General features: G+C 70.6%; 21 protein-coding genes and 1 riboswitch. Of the genes, 16 read left to right on the forward strand and 5 right to left on the reverse strand.

Annotated features, from left to right (window positions below; all coding sequences use genetic code 11):
- The first annotated feature begins 126 nt into the window (after nucleotides 1-126).
- Nucleotides 127-1,389, forward strand: coding sequence for an Ig-like domain-containing protein (locus AB0M11_RS37335; RefSeq protein ID WP_365712679.1), 1,263 nt, complete (start codon nucleotides 127-129; stop codon nucleotides 1,387-1,389).
- A 95-nt stretch (nucleotides 1,390-1,484) separates the two neighbouring features.
- On the opposite strand, the gene AB0M11_RS37340 is transcribed toward AB0M11_RS37335, so the two are convergent.
- A complete protein-coding gene (locus AB0M11_RS37340) occupies nucleotides 1,485-1,886 on the reverse strand; it encodes a hypothetical protein (protein ID WP_365712681.1) in 402 nt (133 codons plus the stop codon).
- A gap of 178 nt (nucleotides 1,887-2,064) precedes the next feature.
- Between AB0M11_RS37340 and AB0M11_RS37345 the strand changes: the two genes are divergently transcribed.
- The 6 genes from AB0M11_RS37345 to AB0M11_RS37370 all read left to right on the forward strand — a co-directional run bounded on the left by AB0M11_RS37345 (nucleotide 2,065) and on the right by AB0M11_RS37370 (nucleotide 9,443).
- Entirely contained in the window at nucleotides 2,065-2,685 is a 621-nt protein-coding gene (locus AB0M11_RS37345) for a heme-copper oxidase subunit III (protein ID WP_365712683.1), read from the forward strand.
- A 77-nt stretch (nucleotides 2,686-2,762) separates the two neighbouring features.
- Nucleotides 2,763-3,575, forward strand: coding sequence for a c-type cytochrome (locus tag AB0M11_RS37350; protein ID WP_365712685.1), 813 nt, complete (start codon nucleotides 2,763-2,765; stop codon nucleotides 3,573-3,575).
- Complete coding sequence (locus tag AB0M11_RS37355) at nucleotides 3,572-4,636, forward strand: Rieske 2Fe-2S domain-containing protein (protein WP_365712687.1); 1,065 nt, start codon at nucleotides 3,572-3,574, stop codon at nucleotides 4,634-4,636. The genes AB0M11_RS37350 and AB0M11_RS37355 overlap by 4 nt, the downstream gene beginning before the upstream one ends.
- Nucleotides 4,633-6,264 carry a cytochrome bc complex cytochrome b subunit gene (locus AB0M11_RS37360; RefSeq protein WP_365712689.1) on the forward strand — a complete coding sequence of 544 codons (1,632 nt, stop codon included), beginning with the start codon at nucleotides 4,633-4,635 and terminating at the stop codon, nucleotides 6,262-6,264. The genes AB0M11_RS37355 and AB0M11_RS37360 overlap by 4 nt, the downstream gene beginning before the upstream one ends.
- Before the next feature lie 134 nt (nucleotides 6,265-6,398).
- Nucleotides 6,399-7,463 carry an anthranilate phosphoribosyltransferase gene (gene trpD / locus AB0M11_RS37365; RefSeq protein WP_365712691.1) on the forward strand — a complete coding sequence of 355 codons (1,065 nt, stop codon included), beginning with the start codon at nucleotides 6,399-6,401 and terminating at the stop codon, nucleotides 7,461-7,463.
- A gap of 338 nt (nucleotides 7,464-7,801) precedes the next feature.
- A riboswitch (SAM riboswitch) is annotated at nucleotides 7,802-7,918 on the forward strand.
- A gap of 163 nt (nucleotides 7,919-8,081) precedes the next feature.
- Entirely contained in the window at nucleotides 8,082-9,443 is a 1,362-nt protein-coding gene (locus AB0M11_RS37370; RefSeq protein WP_365712693.1) for an aminotransferase class V-fold PLP-dependent enzyme, read from the forward strand.
- Between the two features lie 149 nt (nucleotides 9,444-9,592).
- On the opposite strand, the gene AB0M11_RS37375 is transcribed toward AB0M11_RS37370, so the two are convergent.
- Complete coding sequence (locus AB0M11_RS37375) at nucleotides 9,593-9,874, reverse strand: Lrp/AsnC ligand binding domain-containing protein (RefSeq protein WP_280851967.1); 282 nt, start codon at nucleotides 9,872-9,874, stop codon at nucleotides 9,593-9,595.
- A complete protein-coding gene (locus AB0M11_RS37380) occupies nucleotides 9,871-10,665 on the reverse strand; it encodes a rhomboid family intramembrane serine protease (RefSeq protein ID WP_365712713.1) in 795 nt (264 codons plus the stop codon). Before AB0M11_RS37380 ends, AB0M11_RS37375 begins: the two co-directional genes overlap by 4 nt.
- 153 nt (nucleotides 10,666-10,818) lie before the next feature.
- On the opposite strand from AB0M11_RS37380, the gene AB0M11_RS37385 reads away from it, so the two are divergent.
- The 5 genes from AB0M11_RS37385 to AB0M11_RS37405 all read left to right on the forward strand — a co-directional run bounded on the left by AB0M11_RS37385 (nucleotide 10,819) and on the right by AB0M11_RS37405 (nucleotide 16,197).
- Nucleotides 10,819-11,058 (forward strand): hypothetical protein, encoded by a 240-nt coding sequence (locus AB0M11_RS37385; RefSeq protein WP_009309707.1) that lies wholly within the window; start codon nucleotides 10,819-10,821, stop codon nucleotides 11,056-11,058.
- A 40-nt stretch (nucleotides 11,059-11,098) separates the two neighbouring features.
- Nucleotides 11,099-12,442: an NYN domain-containing protein gene (locus AB0M11_RS37390; RefSeq protein ID WP_365712695.1), complete on the forward strand. Its 1,344-nt coding sequence runs from the start codon at nucleotides 11,099-11,101 to the stop codon at nucleotides 12,440-12,442.
- A gap of 210 nt (nucleotides 12,443-12,652) precedes the next feature.
- Nucleotides 12,653-13,687: an NlpC/P60 family protein gene (locus AB0M11_RS37395; RefSeq protein WP_365712697.1), complete on the forward strand. Its 1,035-nt coding sequence runs from the start codon at nucleotides 12,653-12,655 to the stop codon at nucleotides 13,685-13,687.
- 263 nt (nucleotides 13,688-13,950) lie between these two features.
- Nucleotides 13,951-14,970, forward strand: a complete 1,020-nt coding sequence (locus tag AB0M11_RS37400) for an NlpC/P60 family protein (RefSeq protein WP_365712699.1) — start codon at nucleotides 13,951-13,953, stop codon at nucleotides 14,968-14,970.
- Nucleotides 14,971-15,000: 30 nt separating this feature from the next.
- A complete protein-coding gene (locus AB0M11_RS37405; RefSeq protein ID WP_365712701.1) occupies nucleotides 15,001-16,197 on the forward strand; it encodes a hypothetical protein in 1,197 nt (398 codons plus the stop codon).
- Here AB0M11_RS37405 and AB0M11_RS37410 read toward each other — a convergent pair.
- A complete protein-coding gene (locus tag AB0M11_RS37410; protein WP_365712703.1) occupies nucleotides 16,151-17,392 on the reverse strand; it encodes a glycosyltransferase family 87 protein in 1,242 nt (413 codons plus the stop codon). The two genes, AB0M11_RS37405 and AB0M11_RS37410, sit on opposite strands and share 47 nt — an antisense overlap.
- A gap of 118 nt (nucleotides 17,393-17,510) precedes the next feature.
- Here AB0M11_RS37410 and AB0M11_RS37415 point away from each other — a divergent pair, with 118 nt between their 5' ends.
- Together AB0M11_RS37415 and AB0M11_RS37420 are read left to right on the forward strand one after the other, a co-directional pair.
- Complete coding sequence (locus tag AB0M11_RS37415; protein ID WP_365712705.1) at nucleotides 17,511-18,653, forward strand: glycosyltransferase family 4 protein; 1,143 nt, start codon at nucleotides 17,511-17,513, stop codon at nucleotides 18,651-18,653.
- A gap of 180 nt (nucleotides 18,654-18,833) precedes the next feature.
- Nucleotides 18,834-20,417: a GMC oxidoreductase gene (locus AB0M11_RS37420; protein ID WP_365712715.1), complete on the forward strand. Its 1,584-nt coding sequence runs from the start codon at nucleotides 18,834-18,836 to the stop codon at nucleotides 20,415-20,417.
- A 19-nt stretch (nucleotides 20,418-20,436) separates the two neighbouring features.
- Here AB0M11_RS37420 and AB0M11_RS37425 read toward each other — a convergent pair whose 3' ends face one another.
- Nucleotides 20,437-22,233, reverse strand: a complete 1,797-nt coding sequence (locus AB0M11_RS37425; RefSeq protein ID WP_365712707.1) for an AMP-dependent synthetase/ligase — start codon at nucleotides 22,231-22,233, stop codon at nucleotides 20,437-20,439.
- 316 nt (nucleotides 22,234-22,549) lie between these two features.
- Here AB0M11_RS37425 and AB0M11_RS37430 point away from each other — a divergent pair, with 316 nt between their 5' ends.
- Nucleotides 22,550-23,347: a metallophosphoesterase gene (locus tag AB0M11_RS37430; protein WP_365712709.1), complete on the forward strand. Its 798-nt coding sequence runs from the start codon at nucleotides 22,550-22,552 to the stop codon at nucleotides 23,345-23,347.
- A 141-nt stretch (nucleotides 23,348-23,488) separates the two neighbouring features.
- Complete coding sequence (locus AB0M11_RS37435; protein ID WP_365712711.1) at nucleotides 23,489-23,932, forward strand: SRPBCC family protein; 444 nt, start codon at nucleotides 23,489-23,491, stop codon at nucleotides 23,930-23,932.
- Nucleotides 23,933-24,100 lie beyond the last annotated feature (168 nt).

The following is a 24,100-nucleotide window of genomic DNA, read 5'->3' on the forward strand; positions in this document are numbered from 1 at the left end:
CAGGAGGGTCCGGGCTCCCGCCGTTGCGGGCCCGCTCCCGGCCGCGTCCCGCCTTCGGGGCAGTGCGGGTCCCCCGTCCGGACTACCTGCCGTGCCGGTCTGCAGGACATCTCATAGCGTGACCATATGAGTCACTCTCCGTGCGCCCGTACCGTCGTCAGCTGCGCCCTGCTGGTGATCGCCCTCGGCGCGGGCGTCACCGCCTGTGGTTCGCACGGCAGTCCCCTCGCGGACAAGCCGTACGACGCGGCGGACCAGATCTCCTTCAACACCCCCACCGGGTCGGGGAAGCGGGCCGACCCCGACAAACCTCTGGAGGTCGTCGCCAAGAGCGACGAGGACCGCATCACGGACGTCACGGCCCAGGACGCCACCGGTCGCTTCGTGGCGGGCGAACTCGACGCCGACGGCCGCCGCTGGCACAGCACCGCCCCGCTGGCCGCCAACGCCCACTACACGGTCCAGGTCAGTACCGAGGACGAGAACGGCGCGCCCGGCCGCAAGACCCTCACCTTCGACACCAGCACGCCCGTCACCCGGCAGCGGCTGAAGGTCACCTTCGGCCCCAAGGCGGGCGAGTACGGCGTGGGTCAGCCCGTCACCGCCCAACTCGACCGCGGCATCAAGGACAAGGCCCAGCGCGCCGTCGTCGAGCGTGCCCTGAGGGTCGACTCCATCCCGGCCGTGGAGGGCTCCTGGTACTGGGTGAGCGACAAGGAACTCCACTACCGGCCCAAGGACTACTGGCCCGCCCACGCCACCGTCCAGGTGCACAGCAACCTGGACGGCGTGAAGATCGGCGACCGCCTGTGGGGCGGCGCGTCCCAGCCCCTCAAGCTCACCACGGGCGACAAGCTCCTCGCCGTCACGGACGCCGGCTCCCACCAGATGACGGTCTACCGGAACGACAAGGAGATCAACCAGATCCCCGTCACCACCGGCAAACCGGGCTTCGAGACCCGCAACGGCGTCAAGGTGGTCCTGGAGAAGCAGTACTTCGTACGCATGCGCGGCACCACGGTCGGCATCGCCGAGGGCACCTCGGACTCCTACGACCTGCCGGTCTACTACGCCACCCGGGTGACCTGGTCGGGCGAGTACGTGCACGCCGCGCCCTGGTCGGTGGGCTCCCAGGGCTACGAGAACGTCAGCCACGGCTGCACCGGTATGAGCACCTCGAACGCCGAGTGGTTCTTCGACACCATCCACCCGGGAGACCTGGTGAAGGTCGTCAACTCCAACGGCAAGGAGATGGAGGACTTCGGCAACGGCTTCGGCGACTGGAACCTCGCCTGGAAGGACTGGCGCAAGGGCAGCGCCCTCACGGCCGGCACGCCGGACGGCCCGAACCCGCAGGACGCGGTGAGAGTGCAGCCGGCAGCCCTTTGAAACGTCCCAGGCGGCAGCCGACCCAGGGGCGCGGGGAACTGCGCGACAAGCGACGTACGGCCCGCAGTCGCGCATTCGGCCCGCGCCCCGCCCCCTCAGGCGCTCAGCAGCCTCTTCCGCCGCAACAGCGAAGCCAGGGCCGAGGCGAACTCCACGGGCTCCACCGGCAGCGTCACGGCCGCGTCCGCCCGGCTCCACGTGGCCAGCCACGCATCCTGCGGCCGAGCGATCAGCAACAGCACCGGCGGGCAGTCGAACACCTCGTCCTTGATCTGCCGGCACATCCCCATGCCCCCCATGGGCACGGCCTCGCCGTCCAGGACACACACGTCGATCCCGCCCTTGTCCAGCTCGGCGACGACCGCCGCGGGCGTGGCGCACTCCACGAACTCGACGAACGGCACATCGGGAGCCGGTCGCCGGCCGGCGGCCAGCCGTACCTGCTCGCGGGTGGTGGAGTCGTCGCTGTAGACCAGCACCGTGGCGGTCGGCTGCATTGTTCCTCCGAGACGTCAGCGTCGTACGGACAGGACCGATGCGCCGGATGCTACTCCCCTGAACACCTCGTCAACACCTGCTGGAACACCACTTCGATGGGCCATCCGGGCACTGCACGAGGGGCGGACACTCCGAACGGCACCCCCCGGAGTGAGCGCGAGATAAGCGACCGACATAATGTCGGTCGTGGCGACAGCAACGACAGTAGAAACCGGGCACGCGCACCCGTCGGTCAACAGGCCGAACCTCACCAGCGTCGGAACCATCATCTGGCTGAGTTCCGAGCTGATGTTCTTCGCGGCCCTCTTCGCGATGTACTTCACCCTGCGATCGGTGACCGGCGAGGCGCACTGGAAGGCGATGGCGAGTCATCTCGACATCCCCTTCTCGGCGACCAACACCACGATCCTGGTGCTCTCCTCCCTCACCTGCCAGCTCGGCGTCTTCGCCGCCGAGCGCGGGGACGTGAAGAAGCTCCGGGGCTGGTTCATCGTCACCTTCATCATGGGTGCGATCTTCATCGGTGGTCAGATCTACGAGTACACGAACCTGGTCAAGGAGGACGGCATCTCGCTCTCCTCCGACCCGTACGGTTCGGTGTTCTACCTGACCACCGGCTTCCACGGCATGCACGTGACGGGCGGCCTCATCGCCTTCCTGTTCGTCCTGGGGCGCACCTACGCGGCGAAGAGGTTCACGCACGAGCAGGCGACCGCGGCCATCGTCGTGTCCTACTACTGGCACTTCGTCGACGTCGTCTGGATCGGCCTCTTCGCCACGATCTACCTGATCAAGTAGCCGGGCCGGCTCCACGCGCCGTAGAAGCGCACTTTCCAGAAGCATCGACGCAGAAGATCCTGACACCGGGGTAATCCGTGAAAAAGCTCTCCGCACGACGACGCCATCCGCTGGCGGCGGTCGTCGTCCTACTCCTCGCGCTGGTGGGCACTGGGGGGGCCTACGCCGCGCTCGCACCCGCGAGCAAGGCGCAGGCCGACGAGACCTCTCAGTCCCTGACGATCGAGGAGGGCAAGAAGCTCTACTCGGTCGGCTGCGCCAGCTGCCACGGCACCGGGGGTCAGGGCTCGTCCGACGGCCCCAGCCTGGTGGGCGTGGGCGCCGCGGCCGTCGACTTCCAGGTCGGCACCGGCCGTATGCCGGCCGCCACCTCGCAGGGCCCGCAGGTCGTCAAGAAGAAGAACATCTACACCCAGGCCCAGATCGACCAGCTCGCGGCGTACATCGCCTCGCTGGGCGCCGGTCCCGAGGTTCCGACCAAGGACCAGTACGGCCCGGACGGTGCCGACATCGCCAAGGGCGGCGAGCTCTTCCGCACCAACTGCGCGCAGTGCCACAACTTCGTGGGTGCGGGTGGCGCGCTGACCAAGGGCAAGTTCGCGCCGAGCCTTGAGGGTGTCGACCCGAAGCACATCTACGAGGCCATGCAGACGGGCCCGCAGAACATGCCGTCCTTCCCCGACACGACGCTGACGGAGAAGAACAAGAAGGACATCATCGCGTACCTGAACGCGGTCAACAGCAGCAACACGGAGAACCCCGGCGGTCTCAACCTGGGCGGCCTCGGGCCGGTCAGCGAGGGCCTGTTCGCGTGGATCTTCGGTCTCGGTGCACTGATCGCGGTCGCCGTCTGGGTCGCCGCTCGGACCGCAAAGGCCAAGAAGTCATGAGTAGCCAAGACATTCCAGAAGAGAACCTGCCCGCTGAGCAGGACCACGCGCACGCGCACACCGCCGTGAGCGTGGCGGACGAGAAGGACCCGTTCTCGGATCCGGGTCTGCCGCCCCACGAGCACCGCATCCAGGACATCGACGAGCGGGCCGCCAAGCGGTCCGAGCGCGTCGTGGCCATGCTGTTCACGGTGTCGATGCTGGCCACCGTCGGCTTCATCGCCTCCTACGTGACCATCCCGAAAGACAAGTCGATCTTCGTCTTCCCGATCGGTCACATCAGCGCGCTGAACTTCGCGCTGGGCCTGACCCTCGGTGCGGCGCTGTTCTGCATCGGCGCGGGCGCGGTCCACTGGGCCCGCACCCTGATGTCCGACGTGGAGGTCGCCGACGAGCGGCACCCGATCGAGGCCTCTCCCGAGGTCCGCGCCAAGGTCCACGAGGACTTCAGGCAGGGCGCCAAGGAATCGGCGCTCGGCCGGCGCAAGCTGATCCGCAACACCATGTTCGGCGCGCTGACCCTGGTCCCGCTCTCCGGCGTCGTGCTGCTGCGCGACCTCGGCCCGCTGCCCGGCACCTCGCTGCGGCACACGGCGTGGTCGAAGGGCAAGCTGCTCGTCAACATGAACACCAACGAGCCGCTGCGTCCCTCCGACGTCGCCGTCGGCTCGCTGACCTTCGCCAAGCCCGAAGGCGTCGAGGAGTCCCAGGAGGACTTCCAGAACGTCATGGCGAAGGCGGCCCTGATGATCATCCGGCTGCAGCCGGACAACATCAAGGACAAGCGCGAGCTTGAGTGGTCGCACGAGGGCATCGTCGCCTTCTCGAAGATCTGCACCCACGTGGGCTGCCCGATCTCGCTGTACGAGCAGCAGACCCACCACGTGCTCTGCCCGTGCCACCAGTCCACCTTCGACCTCTCCGACGGCGCCCGAGTGATCTTCGGCCCGGCCGGTCACGCCCTGCCGCAGCTGCGCATCGGTGTGAGCGAAGAGGGTTACCTCCAGGCGCTCGGCGACTTCGAGGAGCCCGTCGGTCCTGCATTCTGGGAGCGCGGATGAGCACCAACGAGAACAACGAGCGACGCGACAAGGCGCCCGCCGGCGAGCGTGTCGCCGACTGGGCCGACGGACGGCTCGGGATCTACTCCCTCGCCAAGTCCAACATGCGCAAGATCTTCCCCGACCACTGGTCGTTCATGTTGGGCGAAGTATGCATGTACAGCTTCATCATCATCATCCTGACGGGTGTGTACCTGACGCTGTTCTTCCACCCGTCGATGAACGAGGTGGAGTACCACGGCAGCTACGTCCCGCTCCAGGGCCAGCTGATGTCCGAGGCGTTCAACTCGACCCTGCACATCTCCTTCGACGTGCGCGGTGGTCTGCTCATCCGGCAGATCCACCACTGGGCCGCGCTGATCTTCCTCGCCGGCATGTTCGTGCACATGATGCGCGTCTTCTTCACCGGCGCGTTCCGCAAGCCGCGTGAGATCAACTGGCTGTTCGGCTTCCTGCTGTTCGTCCTCGGCATGTTCACCGGTTTCACCGGTTACTCGCTCCCGGACGACCTGCTCTCCGGCACCGGTGTCCGCTTCACCGAGGGCGCCATCCTGTCGATGCCGATCGTCGGCACGTACATCTCGTTCTTCCTCTTCGGCGGGCAGTTCCCCGGCCACGACTTCGTCGCCCGGTTCTACTCGATCCACATCCTGCTGCTGCCGGGCATCATGCTCGGCCTGATGGTGGGCCACCTGATCCTGGTCTTCTACCACAAGCACACGCAGTTCGCGGGTCCCGGAAAGAGCGAGAAGAACGTCGTCGGCATGCCGCTGCTGCCGGTCTACATGGCCAAGGCCGGAGGCTTCTTCTTCCTGGTCTTCGGTGTCATCGCGGCCATCGCGGCGACCACCCAGATCAACCCGATCTGGGCCATGGGCCCCTACCGTCCGGACCAGGTGTCCACCGGCGCCCAGCCCGACTGGTACATGGGCTTCGCCGAGGGTCTGATCCGCTACATGCCCGGCTGGGAGATCAACTTCTGGGGCCACACCCTGGTCCTGGGCGTCTTCATCCCGCTGATCCTGTTCGGTGTGGTCCTCGCGGCGATCGCGGTCTACCCGTTCATCGAGTCCTGGGTCACCGGGGACAAGAGCGAGCACCACATCCTGGACCGCCCGCGCAACGCCCCGACCCGCACCGCCTTCGGTGTGGCCTGGGTGACCGTGTACATGGTGGGCCTGGTCGGTGGTGGCAACGACCTCTTCGCCACCCACTTCCACCTGTCGATCAACGACGTGACCTGGTTCGTCCGGATCTTCTTCTTCGCCGGACCGGTGATCGCGTTCATCGTCACCAAGCGGATCTGCCTGGGCCTGCAGCGCCGGGACCGCGACAAGGTGCTGCACGGTCGCGAGACCGGCATCATCAAGCGGCTGCCGCACGGTGAGTTCATCGAGGTCCACGAGCCGCTCTCGCAGGAGCAGCTGCACACCCTCACGGCGCACCACCAGTACGAGCCGGCGCAGATCGGCCCGGCGGTCGACGAGAACGGTGTCGAGCGCAAGATCAAGGGTTCCGAGAAGCTCCGCGCCAAGCTGAGCAACGCCTACTACGGCGAGGACAACCAGATCCCGAAGCCGACCGTCGAGGAGTACAAGGAGATCACGAGCGGCCACGGCCACCACTGATCGACGGCGTCGCCACGCCACGGTCGAAGGGCCCCCGTCCGGTGTACGGACGGGGGCCCTTCGCCGTGCCCGGAGCTGGATAGGGTGGGCCCTGGACACCGGTTACTTCCCGTACGACGATCAGGAGCGGCCTCATGAGCGCTGTGACCCCCGCTGGAGGCGACACCGCGGCGGGCCGTTCCTGGCCCGAGGTGCTGAACGCGCTGCTGTACGGCCAGGACCAGAGCGCCGACGCCACGGCCTGGGCGATGGACCAGATCATGCGCGGCCAGGCCACCGACGCCCAGATCGCGGGCTTCGTCGTGGCCCTGCGGGCCAAGGGCGAGACCGTCGAGGAGATCAACGGGCTGGTCCGCACGATGTACGAGCACGCCAACGTCATCGAGGTGCCCGGTCGCACGGTCGACATCGTCGGGACCGGCGGTGACGGCGCGAAGACGGTGAACATCTCCACGATGTCGGCGCTGGTGGTGGCCGGCACCGGGGCGAAGGTCGTCAAGCACGGCAACCGCGCCGCGTCCTCCGCGTCCGGGGCCTCGGACGTCCTGGAGAAGCTGGGCGTCAATCTCGACCTGACCCCGCGGCGGGTCGCCGAGGTCGCCGAGGAGGCCGGCATCACCTTCTGCTTCGCCATCAAGTTCCACCCGGCGCTGCGTCACGCGGGCGCCGCGCGCGGCCAGTTGGGCATCCGCACCGTCTTCAACATCCTCGGCCCGCTGACCAACCCCGCGCAGGTGCGGGCGCAGGCGGTCGGCGTCGCGGACCCCCGCATGGCACCGGTCGTCGCGGGCGTCTTCGCGGAGCGCGGCAACTCCTCCCTGGTCTTCCGCGGCGACGACGGCCTCGACGAGCTGACGACGACCGCCACGTCCCGGGTCTGGACCGTCCGCGACGGCAAGGTCACCGAGGAGACCTTCGACCCCCGTGACGTCGGCATCGACCTGGTCCCCGTGGAGGCCCTGCGGGGCGGCGACCCGTCGTACAACGCGGAGGTCGCCCGCAGGCTCCTGGACGGCGAGCGGGGCCCCGTACGGGAGGCGGTCCTGCTGAACTCGGCGGCGGCCCTGGTGGCCCTGGACCCGGGCGCTGGAACCTTGGCCGAACAACTGCGGGCCGGCATGGACCGAGCGGCCGAGTCGATCGACTCGGGCGCCGCGAAGCGGGTGCTTGAGCGCTGGGCAGCCGCGACGAACAAGTAGGAGGCACGGCCGACGGGGCGCAGACGCGGTCCGGCACCGCCGGGCCCCGCCGTCGTCGTCGAACGCCCTTGCGGCGGAAAGAGGGAGATCGGCGCCGTCCGAGGGCTGAGGCGCGGTACGGCACCGCCGGACCGCGCCGTCGTGGCTGGTCGCCGTTGCGGCGGGAGAGAAACCCGGCGCCGGTGCCGGTGCATCGGCCGACGTGGACCTTTCTTCTCCGCCGCAACGGTGCCCAACCACACGCGGCCTTCCCGGCGGTGCCGAACCGGCCTCGCCCCTGTCCCGTCATCCGGACACGAGTTGCGCGGCGGCGATCACCTCACCTACTTTTCTTCCCAGGTCATGAGTGACAGTCATGAGGCCCCGGCCGACTGTCCGGCAACCCTCCGTCCGTGGCGGGGTGCCCCGGGTGAGGACCAGGTCGTGGGCAGCGAGGTCCACGGCAAGCGCGGACCCCTCGTACACCAGGGGTCCTGGTCGTCGAGGAGCCTTCCGTGAGCAAGCGAATGCGATAGGGCCGCTGAGCCCCGCCTCCGCGTTTCCCTTTTTCTCCACTGCCGCTGCTTGAGCGCGTCCGCTCGCACGGCGGATTCCACCTGTTCTCACGGGAGTTCACCCATGTCCGTCTCCACCGCTGCCACCGCTCGCACCCTTTGCGCCCCTCTGCCCGTTCTCGGCCGGGATGTCACCGTCCCGCTCGTCACCGGCGGCGAGGTCGCCTACGCCGCGCTCGACTACGCGGCCAGCGCCCCCGCCCTCCAGCGGGTCTGGGACGACGTCGCGGCCTACGCCCCGTACTACGGCAGTGTCCACCGCGGCGCCGGCTACCTCTCCCAGCTCTCCACGGACCTCTTCGAGAACGCCCGCCGGACCGTCACCGAGTTCCTCGACTGCCGCCCCGACGACCAGCTGGTCTTCACCCGCTCCACGACGGACTCCCTGAACCTCCTGGCCCGCGCCCTCCCCGCCGACTGCCAGGTCTTCGTCTTCGAGACCGAGCACCACGCCTCCCTGCTGCCCTGGCAGGACGCCCGGGTCAGCTACCTCGACGCCCCGCGCACCCCGCAGCAGGCCGTGGCGACCCTGGAGCGCGCCCTCGCGGACCGCGACCCGCAGGGTCCGGCCCTGGTCTGCGTGACCGGCGCCTCCAACGTCACCGGCGAGCTGTGGCCGGTGCGCGAGCTGGCCGCCATCGCGCACGCGCACGGCGCCCGGATCGTCCTGGACGCCGCCCAGCTGGCCCCGCACCGCCCCCTCTCCGTCCGGGACCTGGACGTGGACTGGGTCGCCTTCTCCGGCCACAAGCTGTACGCCCCCTTCGGCTCCGGCGTCCTGGCCGGGCGCGCCGACTGGCTCCGGGCCGCCGAGCCCTACCTCGCGGGCGGCGGCGCCAGCCGCAAGGTCACCCGGCGCGAGGACGGGGGAGTGGCCGTGGAGTGGCACGACAGCGCCGCGCGGCACGAGGCCGGCTCGCCCAACGTCATCGGCGCCTACGCCGTCGCCTCCGCCTGCAAGGCGCTCACCGATGCGGGCTGGGACACCCTGGTCGCCCGCGAGGAGCACCTGATCGCCGAGATCCGCGCGGGCCTCGCCGAGGTCCCCGAGGTCCGGGTCCTGTCCCTCTTCGGCGACGACGCCCCGCGGGTCGGCGTGATCAGCTTCGTGGTGGAGGGCTGGAACAGCTCCCACTTCGCGGCCGCCCTCTCCGCCGAGTACGGCATCGGCGTCCGCGACGGCCTCTTCTGCGCCCACTCGCTGGTGCGGACCCTGCTGGGCTCCGACCCCCAGACCCAGGGCGAGTGCGGGGCGCCGGAGGCGGCACCGGGCGAGAAGTCCCTCAACGCCGTCCGGGTGAGCTTCGGGGCGGGGACGCCGGACGAGCACGTGGAGCGCTTCGTGAACGCCGTGAAGCGACTGGTCACCGACGGCGCCCAGTGGACGTACCGCACGGAGGAGGGCCGCTGCGTCCCGGCGGTGTGATCCAGACCGACCTCAGGGGCAGCGCCCCGTCAGGGGCGCGGGGAACTGCGCGCTCAGCCACGGCGGACCCGCAGGGGACCACGATGCTTCGTGCCCGGCTACCGGCCGGTGGGGGCCGGTCGCGCAGTTCCCCGCGCCCCTTCGGGGCCCTAGCTGTCCAGGCCGATCGCGAACGCCGCCTCCAGGTCGTGCTGGGAGTACGTGCGGAACGCGACGTGCGTGTCCGTGGCCTCCACGCCGGGGATCTTGCTGATGGAGCCGGGGATGACCTCGGCCAGGTCCTCGTGCTGCCGCACCCGCACCATGGCGATGAGGTCGTACGTGCCGGTGACCGAGAAGACCTCGCTGACGCTCTCCAGCGCGGCGATCCGTTCCGCGATCTCAGGGATCCGGTCCACGCTGGTCTTGATGAGGACGATCGCGGTGATCACGGCTGGTTCTCTCCCTCGGGTGCCGGAGCTGGGGCGAGCCTCACTTTAGTCGCCCGCCCGTCGCCCGCCACCGCCCTTCCAGGGCCGCGCTTCGCGCCTTTCTTTTTGCTGTATCGGACCCACGCGTAGCCGAACCCGAGTCCGAAGCCGACCAGGTGGGCGAGGTAGGCCACTCCGGGGCCGGCGGGGGCCTGGCTCAGGGCCACCCACTGCAGGGCCGCCCAGAAGGGGAGGACCACCCAGGCCGGGAAGCGGAGCGGGAGGAAGAACAGGAAGGGGAGGAGACTGGTCACACGGGCCCTGGGGAACAGGTAGAGGAACGCTCCGAGGACCGCCGAGATCGCCCCGGACGCGCCCACCAGCGACTGCTGGGACGTGGCATTGGCGGCCGCGTAGCCGAGCAGCGCGAGATAGCCGCAGCCGACGTAGAAGAGGGTGAACCGCACGCGGCCCATCCGTTCCTCGGTCATGGCCCCGAAGACGAAGAGGAAGAGCATGTTGCCGAGCAGGTGCACCCAGCTGCCGTGGATGAACAGCGCCGTGGCCGGGGTGAGCGCCTCCCGGACCGGGCCGGCGAAGAGGTCGGCGGGGACCACGCCCCACCGCCGGAAGTACGCCCGCTGCGCGGCCGCGAGGGCCTCTCCGGTGCCGTAGGACGGTGTGAGGCCCGAGGCGGGGCCCAGCACGAAGATCAGGCAGCACACGGCGATCAGGCTGTACGTCATGGGCGCCGACGTCCCCCGCAGACCGCGCAGGGTCCGGGCGGCTGTCGTGTTCCAGTTGCCGATCATGGACATAGAGCATGGCGTAACCGGACGCACTGGTGCAGATCGCCTCGCCGCCGTGGACAGGTGGGCATGGGGGACCCGCCAGGCCGTAGGGTTACGAGCCACACGCGTCGGGACGGCGCGTCACGGACACTAGAAGGAAGCGAACAAGCCACGATGACGGTTCCCCTGCCGACCGCCACGACGCGGTGGCGCTGCACCCTCTGCGGCAATCTCACGCGCTTCGACGTGACCCGCTCGTCGAAGGTCGTCGAGTACGTCCACCTCGACCTGGCCGGTGAGCCCAAGGTCGAGGAGCGCGAGGTGGTCAGTGAGACCATCGAGTCGGTGCGCTGCCGCTGGTGCAACGCGGTGGACCAGGTGGAACTGGTGGACAGGCCGGGCGCCGACTCCTGAGACCGGGAGCCGGCCCCGTACAGGTGATGGGGTGTGACGGATGGTGGAGACCACAGGCGGGGGGCCGGGCGACGGCACCGCCGAGGTGCTTGACCGTCCGTTGCCCGACGGCGTGCGACGGCGGGTCGTGCAGATCGTGTCGGACGGGTTCGGCGGGCTGACCCTGGGCGAACTGCCTGCCCAGCTGCGCCAGTACGCCCGTTTCGCCCCCAATCGCCGGGCCAAGTTCGCCGGGAACGCCATGGCGGCCGCGCTGGAGACGGACACCCTCTTCCGGCAGCGGATCGGGGAGAAGCTGAGAGAGGCCCAGCCGGAACTGGCAGGCGCCCTGGACTCCGGCTCCCCGCCCCCGGCCGCGGACCCGCTCGATGTGGCGGCCGCGGCCTATGTGCTGCGCCCCGCGGGCTGGGTGAAGCTCGTGGCGGCGGCCGGCGAGGAGGCCCAGCGGGCCGACGCCGAGCGGGCCGACGAGGAGAGCCGGGCCGAACTGGAGCGGCTGCGCGAGGAACTGGACCGGGCCCGGGAACAGACCCGGTCCGACACGGAGCGGCTGCGCACCGAACTGGACGCGGCGAAGAAGGAAGCGGAATCGCTTCACCGCAAGCTGCGGGCCGCGCTGAGCGACGTCAAGCGCGGTGAGGCGGCGCTGCGCAAGCTGCAGGCCGAGATGGAGGCGGGGCGGGCCGAGGGGCAGTCCCTGCTGTCCGCCGCCGAGAGCGAGAGCAGGCGGCTCAAGGCCCGGCTCGGGGAGACCGAGGCGGCCCTGGAGGCCAGCCGCCGGGCCGCCCGCGAGGGACGCAGCGTCGAGGACATGCGGCTGCGGCTGCTGCTCGACACCGTCCTGGACGCGGCCCAGGGCCTGCGCCGGGAACTGGCGCTGCCGCCGGTGTCGGTGCGGCCCGCCGAGACCGTGGACGCGGTCGAACCGGGACGCATGACCCCGAAGGACATCGCGGCACGCGCGCTGTCCGAGCACGACCCGGCCATCCTGAACCAGTTGCTCGCCCTGCCCCAGGCGCACCTGGTCGTCGACGGCTACAACGTGACCAAGACCGGCTATCCGCAGATGCCGCTGGAGAAGCAGCGGCTGCGGCTGCTCGGCCAGCTCTCCCAGCTCGCCGCCCAGACCGGCGCCGAGGTCACCTGCGTCTTCGACGGCGCCGAGCTGGCCGCGCCGGTGCTGCTCGCCCCGCCGCGCGGGGTCCGCGTCCTCTTCTCCAAGCCCGGTGTGACCGCCGACGAGCTGATCCGCCAGCTGGTGCGCGCCGAGCCGCCGGGCCGTCCGGTGATCGTCGCCTCCACCGACCGGGAGGTCGCCGACGGGGTCGCCAAGGCGGGTGCCCGGCCGGTCGCTTCTGCGATGCTTCTGAAGCGACTGTCCTGAACGTGCAACCCGCATATGCAATGCCCGAATTGACCGAACCGTCACGCAACGTAGCGTCAATCGCGCATTACTGGTCGTGAGTTATGTGCAAAGAGTGCGTAGCGTGACCACTTTTTTGGCTGCCGGGTTTGAACTGATCACAGGTAGGTCACTAGGGTCTGGCCTCGAACCTCCACACGGGTGATCACTCAAACGAAGGAGCCCGTCTCCGTGGCGTCCCATCGTCGACCCAAGCAGCCGAACCGTGCGCGCGTGACCGTGCTCACGACCGCAGCAGCCGCCGCCGTAGTCCTCAGCGCCAATGCCGCCAACGCGGCGCCCGGCGAGAAGCTGACCAAGGACGAGGTCAAGGCGAAGGTCGACAAGCTGTACGAGGAGGCCGAGCAGGCCACCGAGAAGCTGGACGGCGCCAAGGACAAGCAGCAGAAGCTGCAGAAGGAGATCGCCACGATCCAGGACAACGTGGCTCGTGGCCAGGAGGACCTCAACAAGCTGCGGGACAGCCTCGGTTCGCTGGCCACCGCGCAGTACCGGTCCGGCGGCATCGACCCGTCGGTCCAGCTCTTCCTGTCGTCCAACCCGGACGACTACCTCGACAAGGCGTCCACGCTCGACCAGTTGAGCAGCCAGCAGGTCGAGGCCCTGAAGAAGATCCAGGACAAACAGCGCGAACTCGCCCAGGAGCGGGCAGAGGCCACCGACAAGCTCAAGGACCTCTCCGCCACCCGCACCGAGCTGGCCAAGCAGAAGAACGCCGTCCAGGCCAAGCTCGCCGACGCGCAGAAGCTGCTCAACACGCTGACCGCCAAGGAGAAGGCCGAGCTCGACTCCGAGCAGGCCCGGGCCGCCAGTCGCGCCTCCGCCCGCGTGGACCTCGGCAACACCGGCTCCGCCTCCAGCCGCGCCGCCGCCGCCTTCGCCGCCGCCCAGAGCGTCCTCGGCTCCCCGTACGTCTACGGTGCCGCCGGCCCGTCCTCCTTCGACTGCTCGGGCCTGACCTCCTGGGCCTACGCCCAGGCCGGCGTGACCATACCCCGCACCTCCGAGGCGCAGGCCAACGCCGGCACCCGCATCTACAGCGCGAGCGACCTCAAGGTCGGCGACCTGGTCATCTTCTACGGCGACTACCACCACGTCGGCCTCTACGCCGGCAACGGCCAGGTGCTGCACGCCCCGCACACCGGCGCCGTCGTCCGCTACGAGGCGATGAGCGACATGACCTTCGAGTTCGGCGTCCGCATCTGACCCCACCGGGTCACACCGCCACCCGTACGGCCGAAGATCAACTCGCTGTGGCGCCCGAACGGGCGAATCACGGCAACCGGAACTGACTCCACGCCCCGCCGGTGACCTGCGTCAGCGGCGGGGCGTCACGTTGCGTGGCCGCCGGGGTCTTTGGCCGGGGTGCGGTCGCACGGCTATGGTCTGGCGCGTTTCCTCCGGCGCCGGGGCATCCCCGTCCCCCGCGCCGGGGGAAGCGGTACCTGTCCGCCAGCAGAAGGACCGCCGTGGGGTCTCATCGCCGTCTCGCACCGTCGACCGGGTTCAACCGGGGCGCCGGTGCCGCCCTCTGCGCGCTGTCGGCCGCGGCCGCCGCGCTCGGTGCCGTACCGGCGAGCGCCGCACCGCACGCCGACCCGCGGGCCGAGGTGGACCGGCTGTTCCAGCAGGCCGAGGAGGCGACCCAGGCCTACGACAGGGCCGACGAACGGGCCGACGCGCTGCGCCGCGAGGTGAACGACGCCCAGGACCGCATCGCCCGCCAGCAGCAGCGCGTCAACACCCTGCGGGAGGAACTCGGTTCGCTCGCCGGCGCCCAGTACCGCTCCGGTGGCATCGACCCCACCGTGGCCCTGCTGTTCTCCGACAACCCCCAGGACTACCTGGACCGGGCCTCCCTCCTCGACCGCATCGACGCCCGCCAGGCCGGCCGGCTGAAGGATCTGAGAACGGCCCTGCGCGAACTGGCCCAGGAGCGCGCCGAGGCCGCCGGGCAACTCACCGACCTGGAGCGCAGCCGACGGGCGGTCGCCTCCCACCGGGCCGTCGTGGAGCGCAAGCTCGCCAGGGCCCGGCAGCTCCTGGAGGCGATGCCGGCCGCCGACCGTGCCGCCTTCGAACACGCCTCCCGCGGCGACGACCGGGCCGGCCTGCCCGGCCTCCTCGGTGCCGCCGCCCCCGACGGCCGCGCCGCCGCCGCGCTCGCCGCCGCCCGCTCCGCCCTCGGCAGGCCGTACGTCTGGGGCGCGAACGGCCCCTCCGGCTTCGACTGCTCGGGCCTGATGCAGTGGGCGTACGCCCACGCCGGGATCCACCTCCCGCGCACCTCGCAGGAGCAGCGCCACGCCGGCCGGCAGGTCCCGCTCTCCCAGGCGCAACCCGGTGACCTGGTCGTCTACCGCTCCGACGCCAGCCATGTGGCCATGTACGCCGGCAACGGCCAGGTCATCCACGCCCCCTACCCGGGCGCCCCGGTCCGCTACGACCCGGTCGGAATGATGCCGGTCTCCTCCGTCACCCGGCCCTGATCCGCGGCCTCCTGCCCGTACGATCGGAAAGTGGCTGGTCGTGGACGGGCGTGGCGCTCAGGAGCGGTGGGGCTGTGTCTGCTGCTCCTGCCGCTGGCCGGCTGCGGCGGCGGGCAGTCGCCGACCGGCACCGCGACGGCCGAGGTGCAGCGGGTCCTGGACCGCCGCGCGGCCGCGGTCCTCGGGCACGACGAGAAGACGTACGCCGAGACCGGCGCCCGCGGCCCGTACGCGAACCTGCGGGCCGTACCGTTCGCCGCGTGGAGCTACCGGCTGACCGCCCTCCACCCGGACGGCGCCGGCGCCACCGCCGACGCGCGGCTCAGCTACCGGATACAGGGCTACGACAAGGCCCCGGTCACGACGGACCGCACGCTCACCCTCAGCCGCACCGCCGACGGACAGTGGTACGTCAGCCGCGACGAGCCCGCCGAGAAGTCCGGGCAGCAGCTCTGGGACGAGGGCAGGGTGACCGCCGTCAGCGGCGCCCACAGCCTCGTCCTCGGCGTCGGACAGTCCGGTGCCGCGCTGCGCGGCTACGCCCGGCTCGCCGACACCGCGGTTCCCGAGGTCACCAGGGCCTGGGGCGGGGACTGGACCCAGCGGGTGGTCCTGCTGGTGCCCGGGACGCTGAGCGGCATGGCCGGCCTGCTGGCCGCCCCCGCCGCCAACTACCGGGGCATCGCCGCCGTCACCACCGGCGAGGCCGGGGGATCGGCCCGGGCCCCGGCGGACCGGGTCATCCTCAACCCGGAGGCGTACGCCGTCCTCGGCCCGGTCGGCAGACAGGTCGTCCTCACCCACGAGACGACCCATGTGGCCACCCGCGCCCACACCACCCCCGCCACCCCGCTCTGGCTCTCCGAGGGCTACGCCGACTGGATCGGCTACCTCGGCACCGGTCGTACGCCCACCGAGGTCGCGCCGGAGCTCGCCCGCGCCGTCGAGGCCGGTGACGTCCCGGAGAGCCTTCCCGCCGACAAGGACTTCGGCTTCACCGACGACCCCACCACCCTGGCCGAGGCCTACGAGGGCGGCTGGCTGGCCTGCCGGATGATCGCCGGCCACTGGGGCGAGGAGCGGCTCGGCGCCTTCTACCGGGCCGTCGGCGCGCACCGGGGGCGGCCGGGCGCGGTCGAGGACGCGCTGCGGACGGAACTCGGCACGACCCTCCCCGACTTCACCGCCCGCTGGCGGGACTACGTGACGGCTCAGCTCGGCGACTGAGCGGGAGGGCGGCGACGTCGGTCCCGGTCACCGTGGAGCGCCACAGCACGCGGGCCGCCGTGACGGTGGCCGCGAGGAGCAGGCCGTTGCGCAGGGCCAGCAGGGTGATGCCGTACCAGTCGCTGACCACGACGTGCGAGAAACCGACCGGGAACTCCAGGACCGTCACGAAGGCCGCCAGCAGCACCAGGACGGCCGGGAGGGTCATGCGGCCGGCCCGGAAGCAGAGGCAGACCGCGGCCAGGCCCACCAGCCACACCAGGTACTGCGGGCTGATCACCCGGCTGGTGACCGTGAACATCAGGACGGCGGTGAAGGCCGCGTCCGCGAGCGTGTGGGAGCGGAAGCGGACCGCCGACAGCCGCCACAGCAGCAGCCAGCCGAAGGCGAGCACGGTGAGCAGCAGGGCCGCCGTGCTCACCGCGGCCACGTCCGGGCCGAGGAACTCGATCGAGCCGTAGTTGAGCTGCACCTCGCCGTGCCAGCCGACGTGCCGGGCGACGTGGAGCACCAGGGCGCCCAGCGACTCCACCTCGGTGCCCCGGTCCCGCTGGAAGGTCAGGAAGGCGAACGCGCCCGGCATGGCCACCGCGAACAGGGCGCCGACCGCGCCCGCGGTGATCCCCGCCGCCGCCCAGGTCCGGCGCCGTACGGCAGCCACGAGCAGCAGCGCCGGCCACACCTTGACCATCGCGCCGAAGCCGACGAGGGCGCCCATGAGCCGCGGGTGCCGGGCCCCGGCGAGCAGCGCGGCGACGGCGACGGCGGTGACCATCAGGTCGTAGCGGGCGTAGACGGTCGGGCCGAGCAGCGGGACGCCCAGCACCCAGACCCAGGCGCCGCGCAGCGTGCGGCCGGGGCGCGGGCCGGTGTACAGCAGGAGGGAGAGGACCACCAGGTCGGCCAGGCAGGCCAGCACGAAGAAGGCGGTCGGGTAGGCCAGGAAGGGCAGGAGCGCGGGGGAGAGGATCGCCAGGGCGGCCGCGGGCGGGTACTGCCAGGTGACGTCGTCCAGCGGGAACGTGCCGTGCCGCAGGACCTCGTACCAGCCCTGGTAGATGACCGACACGTCGCTCGTGACGTCCGCCCCCGGGAACGCGAACACCCGCAGCACGAACAGCAGCAGCACCAGCCGGGTGACCGCCCAGGTCACCAGCAGCGACGCCAGGGCACGCCGCACGCCCGTCCTGTCCACCTGAGCCCCTGTCCGTCGCGTCGCCGAGCCGAGCCGAGTGGGCCACATGATCTCCCGGCCTCCTGTGCGGGGGCCATGAAGCACGGCCGAACACCGGGTGCCGGTAGGGTCGGCGCCGATGAACAAGACCCTCGTCGTGACCAATGACTTCCCGCCCCGGCCGGGCGGCATCCAGGCCTTTCTGCACAACATGGCGCTGCGGCTGGACCCCGAGCGGCTGGTCGTCTACGCGTCGACCTGGAAGCGGGGCCGGGAGGGCGCCGAGGCCACCGCCGCGTTCGACGCCGAGCAGCCCTTCACCGTCGTCCGCGACCGTACGACGATGCTGCTGCCGACGCCCGGGGCGACCCGGACGGCGGTCGGGCTGCTGCGGGAGCACGGGTGCACGTCCGTGTGGTTCGGGGCGGCGGCTCCGCTGGGGCTGATGGCGCCGGCGCTGCGGAAGGCGGGGGCGCAGCGGCTGGTCGCCACCACGCACGGGCACGAGGCCGGCTGGGCGCAGCTTCCCGCGGCGCGGCAGCTGCTCCGGCGGATCGGGGACGCGACCGACACCATGACCTACCTCGGCGAGTACACGCGGTCCCGGATCGCGACCGCGCTGAGTGCGCAGGCGGCGGGGCGGATGGCGCAACTGCCGCCGGGCGTGGACGAGAAGACCTTCCATCCCGGGTCGGGCGGGGACGCGGTGCGGGCGCGGCTGGGGCTGAGCGGACGGCCGGTGGTCGTGTGCGTGTCGCGGCTGGTGCCGCGCAAGGGGCAGGACACGCTGATCCTCGCGATGCCGCTGATCCTGGCCGCCGAGCCGGACGCGGTGCTGCTGATCGTGGGCGGCGGGCCGTACGAGAAGGAGCTGCGGCGGCTGGCGCGGGAGACCGGGGTCGAGGCGTCGGTGCGGTTCACGGGGGCGGTGCCGTGGGCCGAGCTGCCCGCCCACTTCGGTGCGGGGGACGTGTTCGCCATGCCGTGCCGGACCCGGCGGGGCGGGCTGGACGTGGAGGGCCTCGGGATCGTCTACCTGGAGGCCTCGGCGACCGGGCTGCCGGTGGTGGCGGGGGATTCGGGCGGGGCGCCGGACGCGGTGCTCGACGGGGAGACCGGGTGGGTCGTGCGGGGCGGGTCGGTCGAGGAGGCCGCTGAGCGGATCGTGGTGCTGCTCGGCGATGCCGAGCTGCGTCAGCGGATGGGCGCGCGCGGGCGGCAGTGGGTCGAGGAACGGTGGCGGTGGGATCTCCTTGCCGAGAGGCTGAAGGAGTTGTTGTAGGGCGCTTTGAGGCCGTTGTCCGCCTGCGGGGCGGCCGGGGGCCGGTCGCGCACTTCCCCGTGCCTCTGACGGGGCGCTGTTGCTGCCGTAGCCCTAGGCGGAAGCCGAAAATCCGCACATGCTGCGCACATGGCAGTAAAACTGATGCAGCGTCAGCTGACTAGGCGTCACATCCTGGGCATGATCGCCCTCCAGGCCGCCGCCGCGGCCGGTGTCACCCGTGTCGGTCTCCAGTCGGCGCAGGCCGCCGAGGAAGCGGCCGACGTCGACAACTCCCCGGCCATCGTGGTCGGTTCCGGGTACGGCGGGGCCGTGGCCGCGCTCCGGCTCGGGCAGGCCGGGATCCGGACCGTCATGATCGAGATGGGCCAGCTGTGGAACACGGCCGGCTCCGACGGCAAGGTCTTCTGCTCCACCGCCGCCCCGGACAAGCGCTCCATGTGGTTCAAGACCCGCACCGAGGCCCCGCTCGCCACCTTCCTCTGGCTGGACGTGGTCAACAGGAACATCCCCTCCTACGCGGGAGTCCTCGACCGGGTCCACTACGACAACATGTCCGTGTACGTGGGACGGGGTGTCGGGGGCGGCTCACTGGTCAACGGGGGGATGGCGGTGACCCCGCTCCAGTCGTACTTCAGCGAGCAGTTCCCCACCGTGGACGCGACCGCGATGTACAGCACGTACTTCCCGCGCGCCCGCACCATGCTCGGCGTCAACACCATCGACCCCACCTGGTTCGAGTCGACCGAGTGGTACCAGTTCGCCCGGACCTCCCGGAAGGCCGCCGCCAACACCGGGCTCAAGACCACCTTCGTCCCCAACGTCTACGACTTCGGGTACATGCAGCAGGAGGCCGCCGGCACCGCCACCAGGTCCGCACTCGCCCAGGAGGTCATCTACGGCAACAACTACGGCAAGAAGAGCCTCGACAAGACCTACCTCGCCGCCGCCCTCGGCACCGGCAACGTCACCATCCACACCCTGGAGAAGGTGAAGGCCGTCACGCGGGCGAGCGACGGCAGCTGGGTCCTGAGCGTCGACCGGATCGACACCTCGGGGGCGGTCGTCGAGAGCAAGCAGTACAGCTGCACCTACCTGTTCCTCGGCGGGGGGAGCCTCGGGACCACCGAACTGCTCGTCCGGGCCCGGGACACCGGTGCGCTGCCCGCGCTCAACTCCAGCGTGGGAGGCGGCTGGAGCACCAACGGCAACACCATGCTCGGGCGCGCCAACCACATCTGGGACACCACCGGAGCCAACCAGTCGACCATGCCGGTCATGGGCATCGACGACTGGGCCAACACCGACAACCCGGTCTTCGCGGAGATCGCCCCGCTGCCCATCGGATTCGAGACCTGGGTGAGCCTGTACCTGGCGATCACCAAGAACCCGCAACGGGCGTCGTTCACCTACGACTCCGCGAGCGGCACGGTGAAGCTGGGCTGGACCGCGGCCCAGAGCGCGGTCTCGGTCGCCATGGCCAAGAAGCTGTTCGACCGGATCAACTCGGCCAACGCCACGATCTACCGGTCCGACCTGTTCGGCTCGACCAGCAAGGTGTTCGCGGACGACTTCTGCTACCACCCGCTCGGCGGCTGCGTCCTCGGGCAGGCGACCGACGACTACGGCCGGGTGAAGGGGTACTCCAAGCTCTACGTGACGGACGGCTCGCTCGTGCCCGGGAACATCGGGGTGAACCCGTTCGTCACCATCACCGCGCTCGCCGAGCGGACGATGGAACGGGTTCTCGCCGAGGACTTCTGAGCACCCCCCGAGTCACCCGCTACTTCTGGTAGAGGGCCTCGATCTCGTCCGCGTAGTCCTTCGTCACCACGTTGCGCTTGAGCTTCAGGGACGGCGTGAGGTGGCCCGACTCCTCCGAGAACTGGGAGGACAGAATGCGGAACTTCCGCACCGATTCCGCCTTCGACACCGCGGCGTTGCCGTCGTCGACAGCGGCCTGGATCGCAGCGATCAGGTCCGGGTCGTCGCGCAGCGACGCCGCGGTGGCACCCGCCGGCTTGCCGTGGTCGGCCGCCCAGCGGCCCAGGAACTCCTCGTCGATGGTGACCAGGGCGCCCACGAACGGCCGACCGTCGCCCACCACCATGCACTCCGCGACCAGCGCGTGCGCGCGGATGCGGTCCTCGATCACGGCCGGCGCGACGTTCTTGCCGCCCGCGGTGACGATGATCTCCTTCTTGCGGCCGGTGATCCTGAGGTAGCCGTCCTCGTCGAGGGTGCCGATGTCACCGGTGTGGAACCAGCCGTCGGCGAGCGCCTCGGCGGTCGCGGCCTCGTTGTTCCAGTAGCCCTTGAACAGGTGCTCGCCGTGCAGCAGCACCTCCCCGTCGTCCGCGATCCGGACCACCGAACCGGGCAGCGGCTGCCCGACCGTGCCGATCTTCTGCCGGTCCCAGGGGTTGAACGCGGTCGCCGCACAGGACTCGGTCAGGCCGTAGCCCTCCAGCACCGTGAAGCCGATGCCGCGGAAGAAGTGGCCGAGGCGCTCGCCCAGCGGGGCGCCGCCGGAGATGGCGTACTCGCCCCTGCCGCCGAGCACTGCGCGCAGCTTGCTGTAGACGAGCTTGTCGAAGGTCTTGTGCTTGATCTTCAGGCCGAGCGCCGGACCCGACGGGGTGTCCAGTGCCTTGCTGTAGGCGATCGCGGTGTCCGCGGCCTTGTCGAAGATCTTTCCCTTGCCGTCGGCCTGCGCCTTGGCGCGCGCCGAGTTGTAGACCTTCTCGAAGACGCGCGGCACGCCGAGGATCAGCGTCGGCCGGAACGCGGCCAGTTCGTCGGTGAGGTTCTTGATGTCCGGGACGCAGCCCAGCTTGATCGGCGCCATCATCGGGGCGATCTGCACCAGCCGGCCGAAGACGTGCGCGAGGGGGAGGAAGAGGAGGACCGAGCACTCGCCAGTGCGGAACAGGGGGCGCAGCCGCTCCACGATGTTGCCGCACTCCGCGAAGAAGGCGCGGTGGGTGAGGACACAGCCCTTGGGGCGGCCGGTCGTACCGCTCGTGTAGACGATGGTCGCCGGGTCGTCCGCCTTCGCCTGCGAGCTGCGCTCGTCGACCGTGGCGTCGGTGACGCCCTGGCCGAGTCCGGCGAGTTCCTCCAGCGCCCCGGCCTCGATCTGCCACACGTGCTTGAGGGCGGGCAGCGTCTCGCGCACCGACTCCACGGCGGCCGCGTGGGTGTCCAGCTCCACGATGCAGGCGGTCGCGCCGGAGTCGCTGAGGATCCACTGCACCTGCTCCGGCGAGCTGGTCTCGTACACCGGCACGGTGATCGCGCCGGCGCTCCAGATCGCGAAGTCCAGGAGCGTCCACTCGTACCGGGTGCGCGACATCAGGCCCACCCGGTCGCCCGGCTGGACGCCGGAGGCGATGAGGCCCTTCGCCGCCGTGTGCACCTCGGCCAGGAAGGCGGTCGCGGTCACGTCCTGCCAGACCCCGGCGACCTTGCGGGCCATGACGGCGACGTTCGGATGCTGCGCGGCGTTTCTGCGGACGATGTCGGTCAGATTGCCGTCCGCGGGGACCTCGTACAAAGCCGGAAGGCTGAACTCGCGCAAGACTGCTGCTCCTCATAGGGCGCCGACGCCACGACGTTGTGCGATGCGACGGTGCGGTCCAAGGCTCGGGCAGGTGCTCAGGGTTTCGCCACGGGCTGGGGGATCCGCTGGTTGAATTCCTGAGCACGACTGGACTGCCCGGACGTTACCCGCCGGTATGGCTTCTTCGACAGGGGGTCCCGGCGAGATGTTCGGTGCGTCACACAGGTTGGTGTTTCTTCGCGTACGGTAGTCCACGGCCTTAGTGACTGACCAGTAACCGCGGCTGCGACCATCGCCTGTTCACGTTTGCCGCACAGGCCTACCCTTGATCACCATGGCAGCCACACCCTCCGGCACCCCAAGGACCCGCGTCCACGTGGTCAGCGACGTGCACGGAAACGCCCGTGACCTGGCCAGAGCCGGCGACGGCGCCGACGCCCTGATCTGTCTCGGCGACCTCGTCCTCTTCCTCGACTACGCGGACCACTCCCGCGGCATCTTCCCCGACCTGTTCGGCGTCGAGAACGCCGACCGCCTCGTCGAACTGCGCACCGCCCGCCGCTTCGAGGAGGCCCGGGACCTGGGCGCCCGGCTGTGGGGCGGGATCGGCATGGACCGGGCCACGGCGATCGAGACGGCGGTGCGCAAGCAGTACGCCGAGATGTTCGCGGCGTTCCCGAGCCCGACGTACGCGACCTACGGCAACGTCGACATGCCGCCGCTGTGGCAGGAGTACGCGGGCCCCGGCACCACCGTCCTGGACGGCGAGCGGGTGGAGATCGGCGGGTGGGTCTTCGGCTTCGTCGGCGGCGGCCTGCGCACCCCCATGCGCACCCCCTACGAGATCTCCGACGAGGAGTACGCGGCGAAGATCGAGGCGGTCGGCGAGGTCGACGTGCTCTGCACGCACATCCCGCCGGAGGTGCCGGAGTTGGTGTACGACACCGTCGCGCGCCGTTTCGAACGCGGCAGCCGGGCGCTGCTGGACGCCATCCGCCGCACCCGCCCCCGGTACTCGCTCTTCGGACATGTCCACCAGCCGTTGGCGAAGCGGATGCGGATCGGGGCCACCGAGTGTGTGAACGTCGGGCACTTCGCCGGTACCGGCCGGCCCTGGGCGCTGGAATGGTGACGGCCCCGGACAGGGGGTGAAGTCGGCTGGTCGGACGCGCGGTAGCCTTCACGCGGCACGCGTGTGCGCACGCCCGCGCACGCCGACCCCCTTTACCGGTCCCACCGGTCCCACCGGCCCGCATCTGGAGGAGCCACGGCGATGGCGGAACACACCAGCTCGAACATCACGATCGAGGCGGCCCCGGCCGACGTCATGGCGGTCATCGCCGACTTCGGCCGTTACCCGGACTGGACCGGCGAAGTGAAGGAGGCGGAGGTGCTGAAGACCGACGCCCAGGGCCGTGCCGAGCAGGTCAGGCTGGTCATGGACGCCGGGGCGATCAAGGACGACCAGGTCCTCGGATACACGTGGACCGGCGACAACGAGGTCTCCTGGACGCTGGTCAAGTCCCAGATGCTCCGTTCCCTGGACGGCTCGTACCTCCTGAAGCCGGTGGGCGCGGGTTCGACCGAGGTCACGTACTCGCTGACGGTGGACGTGAAGATCCCGATGCTCGGCATGATCAAGCGCAAGGCGGAGAAGGTCATCATCGACCGGGCGCTGGCGGGACTGAAGAAGAGGGTCGAGTCGGGGGAGAAGTGAGGCGGGGCGCGTCCCGCGGGTGCCGTGGCCGCCCGGGCGCGGCTCCGTCGTGGCCGATCGCGCAGTTCCTCCCCCAGCCTTCGGCCGGGGGTACCCCCAGCGCCCCTGACGGGGCGCTGCAGCCGCCGCGTCTCCCCAGCCGAGGGCGGTGCCGCTGCTTCTCAGCCG

Source organism: Streptomyces sp. NPDC051987, assembly GCF_040680735.1.
Lineage (GTDB): Bacteria > Actinomycetota > Actinomycetes > Streptomycetales > Streptomycetaceae > Streptomyces.